At 67.3% G+C, this 18559-nt stretch carries 18 protein-coding genes and 2 tRNA genes; 5 read left to right on the forward strand and 15 right to left on the reverse strand.

From position 1 onward, the window contains the following. Nucleotides 1-173 precede the first annotated feature (173 nt). From rpoD to EJE94_RS02095, 3 genes are all read left to right on the forward strand, one after another. The gene (gene rpoD, locus EJE94_RS02085; protein WP_121240536.1) at nt 174-2048 is read left to right on the forward strand and encodes an RNA polymerase sigma factor RpoD; all 1875 of its coding nucleotides are present in this window, start codon (nt 174-176) and stop codon (nt 2046-2048) included. Between the two features lie 138 nt (nt 2049-2186). Further along, a tRNA-Ile gene (locus EJE94_RS02090) sits at nt 2187-2263 on the forward strand. Between the two features lie 22 nt (nt 2264-2285). Then, a complete protein-coding gene (locus EJE94_RS02095; RefSeq protein WP_121239835.1) occupies nt 2286-2663 on the forward strand; it encodes an Hpt domain-containing protein in 378 nt (125 codons plus the stop codon). Between the two features lies 1 nt (nt 2664). Here EJE94_RS02095 and gloA read toward each other — a convergent pair whose 3' ends face one another. The 13 genes from gloA to EJE94_RS02160 form a co-directional block, all read right to left on the reverse strand. Beyond that, nucleotides 2665-3051, reverse strand: coding sequence for a lactoylglutathione lyase (gloA, locus tag EJE94_RS02100; protein WP_121240538.1), 387 nt, complete (start codon nt 3049-3051; stop codon nt 2665-2667). Between the two features lie 8 nt (nt 3052-3059). Next, the gene (locus tag EJE94_RS02105) at nt 3060-3809 is read right to left on the reverse strand and encodes a M48 family metallopeptidase (RefSeq protein WP_121239836.1); all 750 of its coding nucleotides are present in this window, start codon (nt 3807-3809) and stop codon (nt 3060-3062) included. Continuing rightward, nucleotides 3806-4285 (reverse strand): YgjP-like metallopeptidase domain-containing protein, encoded by a 480-nt coding sequence (locus EJE94_RS02110; protein WP_121239837.1) that lies wholly within the window; start codon nt 4283-4285, stop codon nt 3806-3808. The genes EJE94_RS02105 and EJE94_RS02110 overlap by 4 nt, the downstream gene beginning before the upstream one ends. Further along, nucleotides 4248-5027 (reverse strand): lysophospholipid acyltransferase family protein, encoded by a 780-nt coding sequence (locus tag EJE94_RS02115; protein ID WP_243642497.1) that lies wholly within the window; start codon nt 5025-5027, stop codon nt 4248-4250. Before EJE94_RS02115 ends, EJE94_RS02110 begins: the two co-directional genes overlap by 38 nt. Then, entirely contained in the window at nt 5024-5557 is a 534-nt protein-coding gene (gene gmhB, locus EJE94_RS02120; RefSeq protein WP_121239838.1) for a D-glycero-beta-D-manno-heptose 1,7-bisphosphate 7-phosphatase, read from the reverse strand. The genes EJE94_RS02115 and gmhB overlap by 4 nt, the downstream gene beginning before the upstream one ends. A gap of 99 nt (nt 5558-5656) precedes the next feature. Continuing rightward, entirely contained in the window at nt 5657-7723 is a 2067-nt protein-coding gene (gene glyS / locus EJE94_RS02125; protein ID WP_121239839.1) for a glycine--tRNA ligase subunit beta, read from the reverse strand. Beyond that, on the reverse strand, nt 7720-8610 hold the full coding sequence (gene glyQ / locus EJE94_RS02130) for a glycine--tRNA ligase subunit alpha (RefSeq protein ID WP_121239840.1): 891 nt from the start codon (nt 8608-8610) through the stop codon (nt 7720-7722). The genes glyS and glyQ overlap by 4 nt, the downstream gene beginning before the upstream one ends. A gap of 35 nt (nt 8611-8645) precedes the next feature. Beyond that, nucleotides 8646-10097, reverse strand: coding sequence for an apolipoprotein N-acyltransferase (gene lnt / locus EJE94_RS02135; protein ID WP_121239841.1), 1452 nt, complete (start codon nt 10095-10097; stop codon nt 8646-8648). Next, complete coding sequence (locus EJE94_RS02140; protein ID WP_121239842.1) at nt 10094-10948, reverse strand: CorC family transporter; 855 nt, start codon at nt 10946-10948, stop codon at nt 10094-10096. The genes lnt and EJE94_RS02140 overlap by 4 nt, the downstream gene beginning before the upstream one ends. Further along, complete coding sequence (ybeY, locus tag EJE94_RS02145; protein ID WP_121239843.1) at nt 10949-11434, reverse strand: rRNA maturation RNase YbeY; 486 nt, start codon at nt 11432-11434, stop codon at nt 10949-10951. Continuing rightward, entirely contained in the window at nt 11415-12377 is a 963-nt protein-coding gene (locus EJE94_RS02150) for a PhoH family protein (RefSeq protein WP_121239844.1), read from the reverse strand. The genes ybeY and EJE94_RS02150 overlap by 20 nt, the downstream gene beginning before the upstream one ends. Next, nucleotides 12374-13702, reverse strand: coding sequence for a tRNA (N6-isopentenyl adenosine(37)-C2)-methylthiotransferase MiaB (gene miaB, locus EJE94_RS02155; RefSeq protein ID WP_121239845.1), 1329 nt, complete (start codon nt 13700-13702; stop codon nt 12374-12376). Before miaB ends, EJE94_RS02150 begins: the two co-directional genes overlap by 4 nt. Before the next feature lie 54 nt (nt 13703-13756). After that, a tRNA-Met gene (locus EJE94_RS02160) sits at nt 13757-13833 on the reverse strand. Nucleotides 13834-13949: 116 nt separating this feature from the next. On the opposite strand from EJE94_RS02160, the gene EJE94_RS02165 reads away from it, so the two are divergent. Both EJE94_RS02165 and EJE94_RS02170 read left to right on the forward strand, forming a co-directional pair. Continuing rightward, nucleotides 13950-15116, forward strand: coding sequence for a UbiH/UbiF family hydroxylase (locus tag EJE94_RS02165; RefSeq protein WP_207855649.1), 1167 nt, complete (start codon nt 13950-13952; stop codon nt 15114-15116). Between the two features lie 45 nt (nt 15117-15161). Then, the gene (locus EJE94_RS02170) at nt 15162-15875 is read left to right on the forward strand and encodes a DsbC family protein (RefSeq protein WP_121239846.1); all 714 of its coding nucleotides are present in this window, start codon (nt 15162-15164) and stop codon (nt 15873-15875) included. Nucleotides 15876-15952: 77 nt separating this feature from the next. Here EJE94_RS02170 and EJE94_RS02175 read toward each other — a convergent pair whose 3' ends face one another. After that, nucleotides 15953-17158 carry an ammonium transporter gene (locus tag EJE94_RS02175; protein ID WP_121239847.1) on the reverse strand — a complete coding sequence of 402 codons (1206 nt, stop codon included), beginning with the start codon at nt 17156-17158 and terminating at the stop codon, nt 15953-15955. Nucleotides 17159-17310: 152 nt separating this feature from the next. Continuing rightward, nucleotides 17311-18531 carry a murein transglycosylase A gene (mltA, locus tag EJE94_RS02180; RefSeq protein WP_121239848.1) on the reverse strand — a complete coding sequence of 407 codons (1221 nt, stop codon included), beginning with the start codon at nt 18529-18531 and terminating at the stop codon, nt 17311-17313. Nucleotides 18532-18559 lie beyond the last annotated feature (28 nt).

The following is an 18559-nucleotide window of genomic DNA, read 5'->3' on the forward strand; positions in this document are numbered from 1 at the left end:
CGGCAGCGGCAAAGGCGGTGCCCGTCAAGCCCGCGGCCAAGCAGTCCGCGCCGGCCAAGGTGGCCGCAAAAGCGGCCCCGGCACCGGCGCCGGTCGCTCCCGCCGCGCCGGTCGTCCCGGCCAAACCGGCGGCCGAGGTCAAGCCGCGCAAGGGCAAGGGCAAGTCCGCGCCGATGATCCTGCCCGCAGCGGCTCAGCCCCTCGACCTCGAAACCAAGCGCACGCGACTGAAGAACCTCATCGCGCTGGGCAAGGAGCGTGGCTACCTCACCTACGCCGAAATCAACGACCACCTGCCGGACGACCTCGTCGACGCCGAGCAGATCGAGTCGATCATCACCACCTTCAACGACATGGGCATCCAGGTCTTCGACGAGGCGCCGGCCGCCGAGGAGATGCTGCTGACCGAGGCCGCGCCGGCTGCGGTCGACGCACAGGAAGTCGAGGAGGAGGCCGAACAGGCACTGTCGACGGTCGAATCCGAGTTCGGCCGCACCACCGACCCGGTGCGCATGTACATGCGCGAGATGGGCTCGGTCGAGCTGCTGACGCGCGAGGGCGAAATCGAGATCGCCAAGCGCATCGAAGACGGCCTCAAGCACATGGTGATGGCGATTTCCGCCTGCCCCACCACCATCGCCGAGATGCTCGATCTGGCCGGCAAGGTCGCCCGCGAAGAAATGCGCATCGACGAACTCGTCGACGGCGTCATCGACCCCAATGCCAGCGAGGAGGACATCGAGGCCATGGCCGAGGCCGAGGAACTCGAGGTCGACGAGGGCGAGGAGGACGAGGACGACGAAGGCGGTGGCGCCGTCTCGGCCTCGCTGCTGCAGCTCAAGCAGGACGCGCTCGGGCGCTTCTCCAACATCCATCACCTCTACGCCAAGCTGCTGACGGCACTGACCCGCAAGGGCTCGCAGGACAAGGGCTACCTGCGCGTGCAGAAGCAGATCTCCGACGAGTTGATGTGCATCCGCTTCACCGCCCGCACCATCGAGCGCCTGTGCGACTCGGTGCGCCACTCGGTCGAGCAGGTGCGCAGCCACGAACGCAAGATCCTGCATCTCTGCGTGGACAAGGCGCACATGCCGCGTCAGCATTTCATCAAGGTCTTCCCCGGCAACGAAATCGACCTCGAGTGGCTCAAGCACGAGGTCCAGTCGGGCAAGCCCTATGCCGCGCAGCTGATGCGCGCCGCGCCGGCCATCATCGAGGAACAGCAGAAGCTCATCGGCCTGCAGGACCGCATGGGCATTCCGCTGAAGGAACTCAAGGACATCAACAAGCAGATGTCGACGGGCGAGGCCAAGGCGCGCCGCGCCAAGCGCGAGATGACCGAGGCCAACCTGCGCCTGGTGATCTCCATCGCCAAGAAATACACCAACCGCGGCCTGCAGTTCCTCGACCTGATTCAGGAAGGCAACATCGGCCTGATGAAGGCGGTGGACAAGTTCGAATATCGCCGCGGCTACAAGTTCTCGACCTACGCGACGTGGTGGATCCGCCAGGCCATCACCCGCTCGATCGCCGACCAGGCGCGCACCATCCGCATCCCGGTGCACATGATCGAGACCATCAACAAGATGAACCGCATCAGCCGCCAGATCCTGCAGGAGACCGGGGCCGAACCCGATCCGGCGACGCTGGCGCTGCGCATGGAGATCCCCGAGGACAAGATCCGCAAGATCCTCAAGATCTCCAAGGAACCGATTTCGATGGAGACGCCGATCGGCGACGACGACGACTCGCACCTCGGCGATTTCATCGAGGATCAGAGCACGCTCGCCCCGGTCGAGGCCGCGATCGACGCCAGCCGCCGCGACGTGGTCAAGGAGATCCTCGACTCGCTGACCCCGCGCGAAGCCAAGGTGCTGCGCATGCGCTTCGGCATCGAGATGAACACCGACCACACGCTGGAGGAAGTCGGCAAGCAGTTCGACGTGACGCGCGAGCGCATCCGCCAGATCGAGGCCAAGGCCCTACGCAAGCTGCGCCACCCCTCGCGCTCGGAGAAACTGCGCCACTTCCTCGACGGCGCGGAATAAGCCAGGAGTAATTCGGACATGGCGGCGATCACTACCGGCCATGTTCAGGAGTTCCAAATCCGCTGTGGCGCGAAGACGAGCCGCAGACAGTGCGAACAGCACGGCAAGGCGAAGTCGACAAAGCCACAGCGGATTTGAGGGCCTGTAGCTCAGTCGGTTAGAGCAGAGGACTCATAATCCTTTGGTCGTGGGTTCGAGTCCCACCGGGCCCACCATTTTCAACGGAAGACCTGCTGCATGAATGATCAGACGGCCGTCCCCCAAGGGGACTTCCTGCGGGGCGTTTTCGACCGCGCGGAAATGATGGAAAACTTCGCCGGAGACGCCGAGCTGTTCGTGCAGATCGCGGAGATCTTCATCGACGACGTGCCACTGCAGCTCGCCGCAATGCAGGCGGCGCAGGACTCGGGCAACCTCGAGACGCTGCGTGCCGCCGCGCACAAGCTCAAGGGCTCGGTCGCCACCTTCGCCGCCAGGGCAGCCCTGACCGCGGCCAAGGCGCTGGAGCAGGCGTGCAAGGACGCCGACGCCGGCCGGGTGCCGGCCCTCGCCGCCGCCGTGCAGACCGAAACCGCGCGGCTGACGGCCGCCCTGCGTACCGAACTCGGGCGCTGATCTAGCGCTTGCGCTGGATCAGCTCGATCTTGTAGCCGTCGGGATCCTCGACGAAGGCGATGACCGTGGCACCATGCTTCATCGGCCCCGCCTCGCGCACCACCTTGCCGCCGCGCTTCCTGATCTCGTCGCAGGCAGCGTACGCATCCTCGACCTCGAGCGCGATGTGGCCGAAGGCCGTGCCGAGCTCGTACTTGTCGACACCCCAGTTGTAGGTCAGCTCGATCACCGCACCGTCGGCTTCGTCCTGGTAGCCGACGAAGGCCAGGGTGAACTTGCCGTCCGGATAGTCGTGGCGGCGCAGGACGCGCATGCCGAGGACTTCGGTGTAGAAGGCGATCGCGCGGTCGAGATCGCCGACCCGCAGCATGGTGTGAAGGATTCGCATGGTCACTCCTAAATCAGCGGGATTTCTCGCCCGCGCACCTTGAGCTCGGCGCGGGCCGCGTGCCAGTCCGGAAAGAGCCGGCCGACCTCGGCCCAGAAGCGCGGGCTGTGGTTCATCTCGACCAGGTGGGCGAGTTCGTGGGCGACGACGTAATCGACCAGGTGCGTCGGCAGGTGGATCAGGCGCCAGTTGAAGCGGATGCCGCTGGCCTGACTGCAGCTGCCCCAGCGCGTGCGCGCCGACGACAACGCGATCGGCGGCAGCGACCGCCCCAGCCGGGCGCCATAGTGGCCGGCACGCTCGACGAAATGCGGCAGGGCACGCCGCTGCAAGGCGCGGCGGGCAAGCTGATCGAGGTCGGCGCCAGGCCGCGCCTGCAGAACCAGCGCATCCCCATGCCAGGCGACGCGGTTGGCGCCATTCTCGACACGTACCTCGATCTCGCCGCCGAGCAGCGGCAGCCGTGTGCCGTGGCGGATCGCCAGCTGCCGCGGCGTGGCACGCCGGGCGTATTCGGCCAGCTTGGCGAGCACCCACTCCGCATGCGAACGCGCGAAAGCCTCGATGTCGGCGAGGGTGATGTGATGCGGCGCACCGATCGAGAGGCCGCGTTCGTCGATGGTCATGGCCAGCCGTCGCCGCCGGCCCTGGCGCAGCACGTAGGGCACGATCTGGCCGCCGAGCAGCAGGTGGCGCGTCTTCGGCGACGGCGCGACAACCGGTAACTTGAAAAGGTCGAGCTGCTCGGCGATGCTCATGCAGCAAAAGCGAAGAGGTCGGCCTCGGCGACGATGGGCGGCAGTTCCGACAGCGCCAGCTGCACCACCTGGCCGATCACCGGCTCGGCCTGCTCGATCAGGCGCCAGTGGAAGCGCAGGCCGCCCTTGCCGTCGGCGCCGGCCCAGCTGGCGCGCGCGGCGAAGGAAAGCGCATGCGGCGGCACCGGACGGCCGGCACGGCGTGCCGCCATGACCAGTTCGGCGCCGATCACGCGCTCGGCCTGACGCCGCAGCCATGCCTCCGCGCCGTCCTGGATCTGGCGCGGCGTCGCCTCGGGCGGCAGCGGCAGGTGCAGGATGGTGCCGTCGAGCTGGGCGTCGCGGCAGGTCGTGTCGAGGCAGAGCGTCAAGCGGCCGCCGAGGTAGTCGAGGCTCGCGCCGTCGCGCCAGCGCGAGCCGGCATCGGGAGCGGCGGCGTCAAGCAGCAGAGACAGTTGCGGCGGGCGGGGTCTCATGGCGATAGCGGTGCGGGGAGATGCGACGCATCTCGGATTCTATCCAGCCTTCCGCGCGGGCGTTGATCTCTTCGGGTTTGAGGCCGGCGGGATCGATGGCGGGACCGATGCTCATGGTCACCAGCCCCGGCGTCTTGAGGAAGGCCTGGCGCCGCCAGCACTCGCCCGAATCGAGCGCAACCGGCACCGCCGGCACGCCGGCTTTTTTGGCCAGCCAGGCACCGCCGACCTTGAAGCGCTTCTTGTGGCCGGGCGCGACGCGCGTGCCCTCGGGGAAGATCACCACCGAGTAGCCGTCGGCCAGGCGCTCCATGCCGCGGCTGGCGACTTGGTTGAGTGCCTCCTTGCCGGCGCCGCGGTCGATGGCGACGAAGGGCATCAGCCACAGGCCCCAGCCGAAGAAGGGCAGCCAGTGCAGTTCCCGCTTGTACACGAAGGAGGTCAGCCGGAACACCTGCTGCAGGGCGAAGGTCTCCCAGGCCGACTGGTGCTTGCAGAGGATGACGCAGGGCTCCGCCGGGATGTTCTCGGCGCCGACGACGCGGTGGCGGATGCCGAGGATGTGCCGCACCATCCACATCACGGCGTTGACGTAGGGCATCACGAAAAGTCGGCGCTGGCGCAACGGCAGCCAGAAGCAGCACAGCAGCAGGGTGACGAACGTCGGCGTGACCACGAGCATCGCGGCCATGAACAGGGCCGAGCGCAGATAGGTGGTTGCGCCGGGTCGCCGCTCGCTCACTTGGTCAGGCTCGCCACCGCGGCGGCGAGATCGGGAAACACCGGCGTGCCGGGCGGCAGGTTCGGGTCCGCATGCGTCTTCTGGCCCTTGCCGGTCAGCACCAGGATCGGCTGGGCGCCGACCGCCTGTGCCGCCTGCAGATCGCGCAGCGAGTCGCCGATCGCCGGTACCCCGGCGAGGTCGACGTTGTAACGCTGGGCGATCTCGAGGAACATGCCGGGCTTGGGCTTGCGGCAGCTGCACTTGTCCGTGCTGGTGTGGGGACAGAAGAAGATGGCATCGATGCGCCCGCCGGCCTGCGACACGGCACGCACCATCTTGTCGTGGATGGCGTTGAGGGTGTCCATGACGAACAGGCCGCGGCCGACGCCCGACTGGTTGGTGCACACCACGACGCGCCAGCCCCACTGCGTCAGCCGGGCGATCGCATCGAGGCTGCCGGGAAGCGGCTTCCACTCTTCCGGTGACTTGATGTAAAGGTCGGAGTCGTGGTTGATGACGCCGTCGCGGTCGAGGATGATCAGCTTCATGAAGGCGATTAAGCCACAGCGGGCGCGGCGGGCACGCGCGAAAAAGCCCGGCTAATCCGCCTTACTCGACCTTCTCCGTGCGCTCCATGGTTCATGGACTCAGAGCTTCGAGATGTCGGCGACCTGGTTCATCAGGCCGGCAAGCTGGCGCAGCAGCGCCAGGCGGTTGGCGCGCGTCAGCGGCTCCTCGGCCATCACCATGACGCCGTCGAAGAAGGCGTCGACCTCGCCGCGCAGGCCCGCGAGAGCCTTCAGCGCATCGGCGTAGTCCTCGTTGGCGACGAAGGAACGCACGCCCGGCGTGATGGCGGTGACGCGCTCGAACAGCGCCTTCTCGGCGGGTTCCTGCAGCAGCGCCACGTCGGCCTCGCCCGCCACGCCCTCGGTCTTCCTGAGGATATTGACGATGCGCTTGTTGGCGGCGGCCAGCGCCTCCGCCTCGGGCAATTGAGCGAAAGCCTTCACCGCGGCCAGCTTGGCGGGCACCTTGTCGATGCGCGTCGGCTTCAGGGCCAGCACGGCATCGACGAGTTTCTGGTCGTGGCCGGCATCGCGCAACTGGCCGCGCAGGCGCTCGAGCATGAAATCGAGCAGCTGCGCCTTGTAGTCGCCAGCCAGCAGGCCGGCGCCGAAGCCGGCGGCGGCCTCGTCGATCAGTTCCGACAGGTCGAGCGGCAGCGGCGTTTCCATGAGGATGCGCAGCACGCCGAGCGCGGCCCGGCGCAGGCCGAAGGGATCCTTGTCGCCGGTGGGCAGCTGGCCGATGCCGAAGAAGCCGACCAGCGCGTCGAGCTTGTCGGCCAGCGCGCAGGCAGCGGCGATGTTGCCCGCGGGCAGGCTGTCGCCGTTGAAGCGCGGATGGTAGTGGGCCTCGATGGCGTCGGCCACCGCCGCCGGCTCCTGGTCGTGATGGGCGTAATAGCGGCCCATGATGCCCTGCAGCTCGGGGAACTCGCCGACCATGTCGGTGACCAGGTCCGCCTTGCAGAGCAGCGCTCCGCGCTCGGCCTGGGCGACGTCGGCATGCAGGCGATGGGCGATGGCGCCGGCGAGCTTCGCCAGGCGCCTGACCCGTTCGCCCACGGTGCCGAGCTTGTTGTGATAGACGATGCTGTCGAGCTTGTCGATGCGCGACGCCAGCGGCATCTTGCGATCCTGGTTGAAGAAGAAGCGCGCATCGGACAGCCGCGGCCGCACCACGCGCTCGTTGCCGCCGACGATGTGTTTCGGGTCGGCGACCTGCATGTTGGAGACGACGAGGAAGCGGCTGGTGAGCTTGCCGTCCTTGAGCAGCGGGAAATACTTCTGGTTCGCCTTCATGGTCAGGATCAGGCATTCCTGCGGCACGGCGAGGAATTCCTCCTCGAAGCCGGCCTCGTAGACCACCGGGTACTCGACCAGCGACGTCACCTCGTCGACCAGTGCCTCGTCCGGCAGCCACTGACGGCCCGGCTGCAGGTTGGCGGCCTTGTCGAGCTGGGCGCGGATCGCGTCGCGGCGGGTGGCGTAGCAGGCGACGACCCGGCCCTTGTCGGCCAGCGTCTTGGCGTAGTCGCGGGCGTGGGGGATTTCGAGCACGCCGACGCTGAGGAAGCGGTGGCCGCGCGTGATGTTGCGGCTCGGCAGGCCCAGCACCTCGCCCGGCACGATGCGCGCGCCGTGCATCATCACCAGGCCGTGCACCGGCCGCACGAACTGCGCCTCGCCGGCGCCCCAGCGCATCAGCTTGGCCACCGGCAGTTTCTTCAGCGCGGCCTCGACGAAGCCGGAGACATGCTGGTCGATGCGCTCGCCGCTCTTCTTGATGCGGGCGACGAAATATTCGGCCTTGCCGTCGTTGAGCCTTTCCAGCTGCGAAAACTCGACGCCGGCCGAACGCATGAAGCCGTCGAGTGCCTTGGTCGGCGTGCCGTCGGCGCCGATGCCCGAGGCGACGGCGGGGCCCTTCTTCTCGAGGGTGCGATCGGGCTGGGTGTCGAGGCAGTCTTCGAATTGCAGCGCCAGGCGCCGCGGCGTGGCGAACCACTTGCCGGCGTTGTCGGCCGCGATGAAGCCGGCCTCGGCCAGCGATTTCTGCACCTGCTCGCGGAAGGCCAATCCCAGCTTGGCCAGCGACTTCGGCGGCAGTTCCTCGGTGAGGAGCTCGATCAGCAGGGTCTCTTTCATGCCGCGGCTCCTTTCAGCATCGGGAAGCCGAGCTTTTCGCGCGAATCGAAATAGGCCTGCGCCACTTCACGCGCCAGTGCGCGCACGCGGCCGATGTAGGCGGCGCGCTCGGTCACCGAGATGGCGCCGCGGGCATCGAGCAGGTTGAAGCTGTGCGAGGCCTTCATCACCATCTCGAAGCCGGGCAGCGGCAGGCCGAGGCCCATCAGGCGCTTGGCCTCGGACTCGTATTTCGAGAACTGGCTGAACAACCAGTCGACGTCGGAATGCTCGAAGTTGTAGGTCGACTGCTCGACCTCGTTCTGGTGATAGACGTCGCCGTAGGTGACACCCGGCGCCCACACCAGGTCGAAGACGTTCTCGACGCCCTGCAGGTACATCGCCAGACGCTCGAGGCCGTAGGTGATCTCGCCCAGCACCGGTCGGCAGACCAGCGAGCCGACTTCCTGGAAGTAGGTGAATTGCGTGACCTCCATGCCGTCGAGCCAGACTTCCCAGCCGAGGCCCCAGGCACCCAGCGTCGGCGATTCCCAGTCGTCCTCGACGAAGCGGATGTCATGCTCGGAGGTGTTGATGCCGAGCGCGCGCAGGCTGTCGAGATAGAGTTCCTGGATGTTGGCGGGCGACGGCTTGAGCACCACCTGGTACTGGTAGTAGTGCTGCAGGCGGTTCGGGTTCTCTCCGTAGCGGCCGTCCTTGGGCCGGCGGCTGGGCTGGACGTAGGCGGCCTTCCACGGCTCGGGCCCGATGGAACGCAGGAAAGTGGCGGTATGGAAGGTGCCCGCGCCGACTTCGATGTCGTAGGGCTGCAGCAGGACGCAGCCCTGATTGTTCCAGAAGTCCTGCAGCCGCAGGATGACTTCCTGGAAAGTGGGTGAATTGGCCATCAAGAAACGCCCGCGAGGTTCGCAAAGGCGCGATTTTACAGGCTTTTGCGGCGCCCCCGCAGCGTCGCCAGGCAGGCCAGCAGCGCCAGCAGCAGCGCCGGCCCGTTGCCGCGCCGGCCGTAGGGCGTGATTCCCCGATACCCGCGCACCTCGACGCGCAGGGCGTCGCGCGTGAACGGCGCCAGCACCGCGGCGACCGTACCGTCGGGCGCGATGGCGGCGGTCATGCCGGTGTTGGTCGCGCGCAGCATCGGCCGCCCGGTCTCGAGCGCGCGCAGCTGGGCGATCTGCAGATGCTGCGGCTGCGCCAGCGAATCGCCGAACCAGGCCGTGTTGGAGAGATTAACGAGTAGCGTCGCCTCGGGCAGGGCGCGAATGACCTCCTCGCCGAAGAGATCCTCGTAGCAGATGTTGGGCATGATCTTCTGCCCGGCCAATGCGAGCGGCGGCTGCCGCGGCGGACCGGACGTGAAATTGGACATCGGGATGCGCACGAGGTCGAAGAACCAGGCGAAGCCCGGCGGCACGAACTCGCCGAAGGGCACGAGATGGGACTTGGCATAACCCTGCGATGACCCGCCCGGCTGCAGCGCCACCGCGCCGTTGGCGTAGCCGCCCTGCATCGTGCGCACCGCCACGCCGAGCAGCGTCTCACCGCCAACGGCGAGTTCGCGCAGTACCTCGCGCGGCACCTCGTCGAACAGCAGCGGAATCGCGGTTTCCGGCAACACCGTCAGCTGCGCCGGGTTTTCCCGTGCCAGCCGCAGATAGGTTTCGATCGACAGGCTCAGGCGCTTCGGATCCCACTTCAGGCTCTGCGGCACGTTGCCTTGGAGCAACACGACGCGCAGCGGCGCCCCTACCGGCTCGGTCCAGCCGATGCCGCGCAGCACGAAGCCGAAGGCGATCACGCCCACGACCAGCAGCGCCGGCCAGAAGCGGCGCCAGCCGAAGCCAAGCAGCGCGGCGAGCAGGGCGACGATGAAGGCGAGGCCGTAGCTGCCGAGCAGCGGCGCGTAGCCGGCGAGCGGACTCGGCGGGCTCTGCGAATAGCCGAGCGCAAGCCAGGGGAAGCCGGTGAACAGCGTGCCGCGCAGCCATTCGGCCAGCGTCCACAAGCCCGCGATCAGGAAGGCATCGCGCAAGGGACGCGGCGTATTGTCGGCCAGGCGGCGGAACAGGTAGCCGGCCAGCGCCGGAAACAGCGCGAGGTAGCTGCAGAAGAGCAGCGTGGCGAAGGCGGCGAGCGGCGCGATCATGCCGCCGACGTCGTGCAGGCTGACATAGACCCAGGAGACGCCGGCGAGGAAAAAGCCCAGTCCCCAGACGAAGCCGAGCCAGGCCGCCGTGCGCGGCGTCGGCGCCTTGCGCCACATCCGGAACAGCAGCGCCAGCGTCAGCAGCGGCAGCGGAAAGAGGCCGAAGGGGGCGAAGCCGAGGACCGTCGCCGCACCGAGCAGCAGCGCAGCGGTGTCCTGTCGCTTCATTCCGCCTCGGCGGCAGTGGCGGAAAGCGGCAAGTCGCGTTGCGGGTTGACCAGCAGCGTGTGCACACGGCGGCTGTCGGCGCGCAGGACCTGGAAGCGCAAGCCGCCGAGCTGCACCACTTCGTTGCGCTTCGGCAGGCGGCCGAGATGGGCGATCAGCAGGCCGCCGATGGTGTCGCACTCGGCGTCCGAGAAGTCGGTGGCGAAAGCGTGGTTGAAATCGGCGATCTCGGTCTGCGCCTTGACGCGGTAGTGGCCGGCGTTGTCGAGCACGATGTTGTCGGCGGCCTCGTCGAAATCGTATTCGTCTTCGATGTCGCCGACGATCTGCTCGAGCACGTCCTCGATGGTCACCAGCCCGGCCACGCCGCCGTATTCGTCGACGACGATGGCCATATGGTTGCGCGAGGCGCGGAACTCGCGCAGCAGCACGTTGAGGCGCTTCGACTCGGGGATGAACACCGCCGGCCGTAGGGTGTCGCGCAGGTCGAATTCCTTGCCGGCGAAGAAGCGCAGCAGTTCCTTGGCCAGCAGGATGCCGATGACGTCGTCGCGGTTCTCGCCGATCACCGGAAAGCGCGAGTGCGCCGCTTCGATCACCGCCTCGACGATCTTCTCGGGAGAATCACCGACGTCGATGACGTCCATCTGGGCGCGCGGCACCATGATGTCGCGCACCTGCATGTCGGAGACCTGCAGCGCGCCCTCGATGATGGAGAGCGCGTCGGAGTCGAGGAGATTCCGCTCGAAGGCGCCGCGCAGCAGGTCGAGCAGCTGCTCGCGATCTTCGGGCTCGCGCAGCAGCAGGTGGGACAGGCGCTCCAGCAGTGACGGCTTACTGTCGGGATCCATTTAGTAGGGGTCGGGGAAACCGAGACCGGCGAGAATTTCGCGCTCCCGCGCTTCCATCCGCCGCGCCTCGCGCGCACCGGTCTCGTGGTCGTATCCCTGCAGGTGCAGCATACCATGCACGATCAGGTGGGCGAAGTGGGCCGCGACCGCCTTGCCCTGCTCGTGCGCCTCGCGCAGCACCACCGGCACGCAGATCACCAAGTCGCCGACGACCATGGGGAGTGCAGAGCCGACCATGGGGAGTGCAGAGCCGACCATCGGTCCGCTGTCGTAAACGAAGGAGAGCACGTTGGTCGCGTAGTCCTTGTGGCGGTACTCGCGATTGAGCGCCCGGCCTTCCTCGACGTCGACGAAACGCACCGATACCGTCGCCGCGCCTTCCTGCGCGGCACGCAGCCAGCGCAACACCTGCGGCCGATGCGGCGACGCCTCGTGACGGACGGCGTGCTGTACCGAGAGACTCAGCTCAGGCTTTCTGCTCGCCATGCTGCCTGGTGTTTTCCTCGTACGCCGCGACGATGCGCGCCACCAGCGGATGGCGCACGACGTCGGAGGCATCGAAATCGGCGAAGCCGATGCCGCGCACTTGGGCGAGGATGCGGCGCGCCTCGATCAGTCCCGACTTCTGTCCCCTGGGCAGGTCGATCTGCGTCACGTCGCCGGTGACCACCGCCTTCGCGCCGATGCCGATGCGGGTGAGGAACATCTTCATCTGCTCGGGCGTCGTGTTCTGCGCCTCGTCGAGGATGATGAAGGCGTGGTTGAGCGTGCGCCCGCGCATGTAGGCGAGCGGCGCCACCTCGATGCTCTGCTTCTCGAACAGGCGCGCCACCTTGTCGAAGCCCATCAGGTCGTAGAGCGCGTCGTAGAGCGGGCGCAGGTAGGGATCGACCTTCTGCGCCAGATCGCCGGGCAGGAAACCGAGGCGCTCGCCGGCCTCGACCGCCGGACGCGTCAGCACGATGCGCTCGACCTGGTCGCGCTCGAAGGCGTCGACCGCGCTGGCCACCGCCAGATAGGTCTTGCCGGTGCCGGCCGGGCCGATGCCGAAGGTGATGTCGTGGTCCTGTATCTGCCGCAGATACTCGGTCTGGTGCGGGGTGCGGCCGTGCAGGTCGGTCTTGCGCGTGATCAGTGCCGGCGCCGGCTCGGCCGTCCGGCCGCGATTGGCCATTTCGACCAGGCCGAGCTGGATTTCGTCGATCGACAGCGGCGCCCTGGCCAGTTCGTAGAAGTGCTGCAATGCCTGGCCGGCCAGGCGCGACTGGGCCAGTTCGCCGCTGATGCGGAACTGCTCGCCGCGCCGCGACATGGTGACATCGTAGGCGGTCTCGATCTGGCGCAGGTTCTCGTCGAGCGCGCCGCAGAGGTTGTTGAGCCGGTCGTTGTCGAGTGGCTGCAGGGTAATGGCGAGAGAGCGCGGTTTCATGCGGCCACCACCTCTCCCCGCAAGCTGTGCGGAAACGCGGCGGTGATGCGGACATCGGCGTAGTGGCCGATCAAGCGTTCACCCCCGGCGAAATTGACGACGCGATTGTTGGCGGTACGGCCGGCCAGTTCCGTCGCGTCCTTGCGTGCGTGGCCCTCGACCAGGATGCGCTGCACGGTGCCGACCATCGCCCGGGACACCGCGAAGGCCAGCTCCTCGATGCGCGCCTGCAGCCGCATCAGCCGCTTGACCTTCAATTCCTGCGGCGTGTCGTCGGCCATGTCGGCGGCCGGGGTGCCGGGGCGCGGACTGTAGATGAAGGAGAAGCTGGCATCGAAGCCGACCTCGTCGATCAGCTTCATGGTCTTCTCGAAGTCCTCCCCGGTCTCGCCGGGAAAGCCGACGATGAAATCCGACGACAGCGACAGGTCGGGCCGCGCCGCCCGCAGCTTGCGCACCAGCGACTTGAATTCGAGCGTCGTGTAGCCGCGCTTCATCGCCGCGAGGATGCGGTCGGAGCCCGACTGCACCGGCAGATGCAGGTGCGACACCAGCTTGGGCACCGTGGCATAGACGTCGATCAGCCGCTGCGACAGTTCGCGCGGATGCGAGGTGGTGTAGCGGATGCGCTCGACCTCGGGCATTTCGGCGATGGCCTCGATCAGCAGCGCGAGATCGGCGGTGTCGCCATCGGTCATCGCTCCGCGATAGGCATTGACGTTCTGGCCGAGCAGGGTGATCTCCTTCACGCCCTGCTGCGCCAGACCGGCGACCTCGGCCATCACGTCCTCGAACGGCCGCGATACCTCGTCGCCGCGCGTGTAGGGCACGACGCAGAAGGTGCAGTACTTGGAGCAGCCTTCCATGATGGAGACGAAGGCCGCCGCGCCGGAGACGGATGCCGGCGGCAGGGCATCGAACTTCTCGATCTCGGGGAAGGAGACGTCGACCTGCGAACGGCCGCTGGCGCGGCGCGCGGCGATCAGCTGCGGCAGGCGGTGCAGAGTCTGCGGTCCGAAGACGATATCGACATACGGTGCACGCGCGACGATGGCCGCGCCTTCCTGGCTCGCCACGCAGCCGCCGACGCCGATCACCAGGTCGGGCTTCTGCTGCTTGAGATGGCGCACGCGGCCGAGATCGTGGAACACCTTCTCCTGCGCCTTCTCGCGTACCGAGCAGGTGTTGAACAGGATGATGTCGGCTTCCTCCGGGTTGTCGGTCTTCACCGCCCCCTCGGCGAGGCCGAGCACATCCACCATCTTGTCGGAGTCGTATTCGTTCATCTGGCACCCGAAGGTGCGTATGAATACCTTTTTGGTCATCGATCCCGGGCCGCCACAAGCAAAAACGGCCCGCGCGAGGCGAGCCGTTGGAACTGGTGGTGATGGACAGACTTGAACTGTCGACCCCCGGATTATGAATCCGATGCTCTAACCGACTGAGCTACATCACCATTCACGCGAGCCGGCACGACGATGCGCGTATCGTGACTCGGCTGCGAAAGGGGCGAGATTATCCGGTCGGAGGGGCACGCTTGTCAAGGTGACCCGGGTCCGGGACAATGCGCCGATGCAAACCACCCTGGCATTCGACATCGTCATCGTCGGCGGCGGCCTGGCCGGTCTGGCGCTGGCCACCGCCCTGCGCAAGACCTCGTATTCCATCGCCGTGGTCGAGGGGCGCGCCCCGACGAAGCCCGAGGGCTGGGACGCGCGCATCTACGCCATCAGCCCCGGCAACACCCGCTTCCTCGAAGGCAGCGGCATCTGGAACCATCTCGACCCTGCCCGCATGCAGGCAGTCGAGACCATGGAGGTCTTCGGCGACGCCGGCGGCCACATGCGCTTTTCCGCCTACGACAGCGGCATCGGCGAACTGGCCTGGATCGTCGAGTCCTCGCTGCTGCAGCGCGAGCTGTGGGAGACCGCCAGGCGCCAGGGCAACGTCACCCTCTTCTGCCCGGCGCAGCCTGAGGCGCTGGCCTTTGGCGCCGACGCGGCATCGCTGCGGCTCGCCGACGGTCGAACCCTGCAGGCGCAACTGGTCGTCGCCGCCGACGGCGCCGATTCGTGGACGCGCAGCGCGGCCGGCATCGAGGTGCAGTTCCAGCCCTACGGCCAGCATGGCGTCGTCGCCAACTTCAGGTGCGAGATGCCGCATCGCGGCACCGCCTTCCAGTGGTTCCGCCACGACGGCGTGCTCGCCTGGCTGCCTTTGCCGGGCAATCTGATATCCATGGTCTGGTCGACGGCGGAAGACCATGCCCGCGAGCTGGTCGCGCTGCCGGCTGCCGAACTCTGCGCGCGCGTGGCCGATGCCGGCGCCCTGCGCCTCGGCCGGCTCGAGCTGGTGACGCCGGCGGCAGGCTTCCCGCTGCGGCTGATGCGCGCACCGCGCACCGTGGCGCCGCGCCTGGCGCTGGTCGGCGACGCCGCCCACGCCATTCACCCCCTGTCCGGCCACGGCATCAACCTCGGCTTCCAGGACGCGCGCGCGCTGGCCGAGACGCTGGCGGCGAAACCGGAGCACATCGGCTGCGGCGACGTCCAGTGGCTGCGCCGCTACGAACGCGCGCGGCGCGAGGAAGTCGTCGCGCTACAATCGGTCACGGATGGCCTGCAGCGCCTGTTCGGCGCGAGCGCCGCGCCGCTCGCGGCCCTGCGCAACGCCGGATTGAACCTTACCGGGCATCTGCCGGTTCTGCGCGACGCGCTGGTGCGCTACGCCATCGGCTGACGCCCATTCCCAGAACTTCCCAATTTCCCCAACCCCGGAGTTTCCATGTTCAAAAAATCCCTCGCGCTGGCCATTGCCGCCGGCCTGCTGTTCAGCGTCGCCGCCCAGGCCAGCGAAGCCGACGTCAAGAAGGCGGTCGAAGGCATCCTCGGCAAGAACGCCAAGATCGACAGCGTCAAGAAGGCCGGCGTGCTCGGCCTCTACGAAGTCGTGGTCGGCGGCGAGATCGCCTATGTCGACGAGAAGGCCAACTACATCATCTTCGGCAACATCGTCGACGTGAAAGCGAAGAAGGACCTGACCGAGGAGCGCAAGCTCAAGCTCGCCCAGATCAAGTTCTCCGACCTGCCGCTCGACCTCGCCATCAAGCAGGTCAAGGGCAACGGCAAACGCGTGATCGCCACCTTCGAAGACCCGAACTGCGGCTACTGCAAGAAGCTGGCGAAGGAGCTCGTCGGCATGACCGACGTGACCATCTATACCTTCCTCTACCCCATCCTCTCGCCGGATTCGCTGGAGAAGTCGAAAGCCATCTGGTGCGCATCCGACAAGGTCAAGGCCTGGAACGACTGGATGGTGAACGGCGCCGCCCCCGCCGCCGGCAAGTGCGACACCAGCGCCGTCGAAAAGTCCGTGGCGCTGGGCCAAAAGCTCAGCATTCGCGGCACGCCGACCATCTTCTTCACCGACGGCAACCGCGCCCCCGGCTACATGCCGGTGGCGCAGCTCGAGAAGGCCATCGCCGCCGTCGGGAACTGATGTCCCCCCAAGCTCCCTTCGTTCGCTACCCCCACAGGGGGCGCCACCGCCCTGGGGGCGGCCCGGCAGTCAGCTGATTACCAGGCCGTCTCGCGCTCGGCGCCGGCCGAGATCTTGTGAATGGTCAGGTCGGCGCCGTTGAATTCCTCCTCGGCGTCGAGGCGGATGCCGACGATCTTCTTGATCAGGCCATAGACGGCCAGCCCGCCGGCGAAGGCGATGGTCACGCCGAGCAGCGTGCCCAGCAACTGACTCATGAAGGCGACGCCGCCCAGGCCGCCCAGCGCCTTCGCGCCGAAGATGCCGGCGGCGATGCCGCCCCAGGCGCCGCAGAGGCCGTGCAGCGGCCAGACGCCGAGCACGTCGTCGATCTTCCAGCGGTTCTGCGTCAGGGTGAACATCACCACGAACAGCCCGCCGGCGATGCCTCCGGTGATCAGCGCGCCCAGCGGGTGCATCAGGTCGGAGCCGGCGCAGACGGCCACCAACCCGGCGAGCGGGCCGTTATGCACGAAACCCGGGTCGTTCCTGCCCACCACCAGGGCGACGAGGGTGCCGCCGACCATGGCCAGCAGCGAGTTCATGGCGACGAGGCCGGAGACCTTGTCCAGCGTCTGCGCGCTCATGACGTTGAAGCCGAACCAGCCGACGATGAGGATCCACGCGCCGAGGGCGAGGAAGGGGATGCTCGAGGGCGGATGCGCGCCGGCGATGCCGCCGTCCTTGTGATAACGCCCCCGGCGGGCGCCGAGCAGCAGCACGGCGGCGAGCCCGACCCAGCCGCCGACGGCATGCACCACCACCGAGCCGGCGAAATCGTGGAATTCCGCGCCGAAGGCATCCTTGAGCCAGCCCTGGATGCCATAGGCCTGGTTCCAGGCGATGCCCTCGAAGAAGGGATAGACGAAGCCGACCAGCAGGAAGGTCGCGGCGAGTTGCGGCCCGAAGCGCGCCCGCTCGGCGATGCCGCCTGAAACGATCGCGGGTATGGCTGCGGCGAAGGTGAGCAGGAAGAAGAACTTGGTCAGTTCGAAGCCGCTCTTCTGCGTCAGCGTTTCGGCGCCGACGAAGAAATGCACGCCGTAGGCGATGCCGTAGCCGATGAAGAAGTAGGCCAGGGTCGACACCGAAAAGTCGCAAAGAATCTTAACCAGCGCATTGACCTGATTCTTGCGCCGCACCGTGCCCAGTTCGAGGAAGGCGAAGCCGGCGTGCATCGCCAGGATCATGATGGCGCCGAGCAGGATGAAGAGAACGTCGGCGGAGGTCTTGAAGTTGTCCATATTGGTGCTCCCGATTCACGAATCCGGAGCACGAAAGCAACTAACATTCCAGAAAATAACTGTATTGGGATTAATGGCTTGCAAACGTCCGCCGCCGCCCGTCGAGAGCGAATGCACCGCCCCGGTGCAAGCACCGCACCATTCGTGTGCAATCAGCGTGGAATGCCGCCCTCGGGTGGGGCGTAGCCGCGCGGCAGCAGCACCCACATGCTGCCCTTCTGCCGCATCCTCCCGGCCAGGCTGCCGGCCTCGGCGCCGCTGCCCCAGTAGAAGTCGGCCCGCACGACACCGCGGATCGCGCCACCGGCGTCCTGGGCCAGCATCAACTGACGCAGCGGCCGCGTCTCGTTGGGCCAGGTGGTGTCGAGGAATACAGGCGCGCCCAGCGGGACGTGGCGCGGATCGACGGCGATGGAACGGCGTGGCGTCAGCGGCAGGCCCAGCGCACCCTGCGGTCCGCTGCCGGTGAAGGGCAGCTCACGGAAGAACACCAGGCTCGGGTTGTTGTTCAGTAGTTCCTGCAGACGCTTCGGATTGGCGCGCGCCCAGTTCTTGATGCCCTGCATCGAGGCTTCGTGGGCTTTCAACTCGCCCTGCTCGATCAGCCACTTGCCGATCGAGCGGTAGGGGTGGCCGTTCTGGTCGGCGTAGTTGATGCGCACGCGGCCGCCATCGGCCAGTTCGACCTGGCCCGAGCCCTGGATCTGCAGGAAGAACAAATCGATGGCGTCGTCGATCCACAGCAGCGCCTGGCCGGCACGACGAACCTCTTCCTCGGTCCACTCGCCGCGCGAGAAATATGGCACCAGCTTCCTCCCCTCGAGCCGGCCACGCAGGCGCATGTGCTTGAGTTCGGGATAGATCTCGGCGAGATCGACGACGACCAGATCATCGGGCGGACCGAACACCGGATGGAGGAAGGGCTTCCTGCGTTCGCGGCTGCCCTTGACGATGGGTTCGTAGTAGCCGGTGATGAGTCCCTCGCGCGTACCGTCCGGATTGACCAGGCGCCACGGCACCAGGTTGGCTTCGAACCAGGCCCGGGCCGCCCGGCTCGCCACGCCATCGGCGCCGACCTTCGTCGTGCCCAGGCTGGCGCAGACGGTGCGCCAGAGCGCCTGCTTCTCGAGGGTCGCACAGGAGGCGCGCAAGGCCTCGAAGGTGGAAAGGGCATCATCCTCGGCCCAACCCGGCAGGTCTTCCCAGGTCGCGGGCTGCAGCGGCTTCTCGGGCGGCTTGACCGGTTCGATCGCCGGGCAGACCGGGCAGGCGGCACAGGGCGGGCAGCCCTCTGGACGCGGCGGCGCGACGGGAGCGGCGACGCAGCCGGCCAGCAGCAACGTCAGGGAGGCGATGAAGAGGGGGCGCAACATGAGATACTTCCGCGAACAAAAACCTGGC

The organism is Sulfurisoma sediminicola (genome assembly GCF_003865015.1).
GTDB classification, from domain to species: domain Bacteria; phylum Pseudomonadota; class Gammaproteobacteria; order Burkholderiales; family Rhodocyclaceae; genus Sulfurisoma; species Sulfurisoma sediminicola.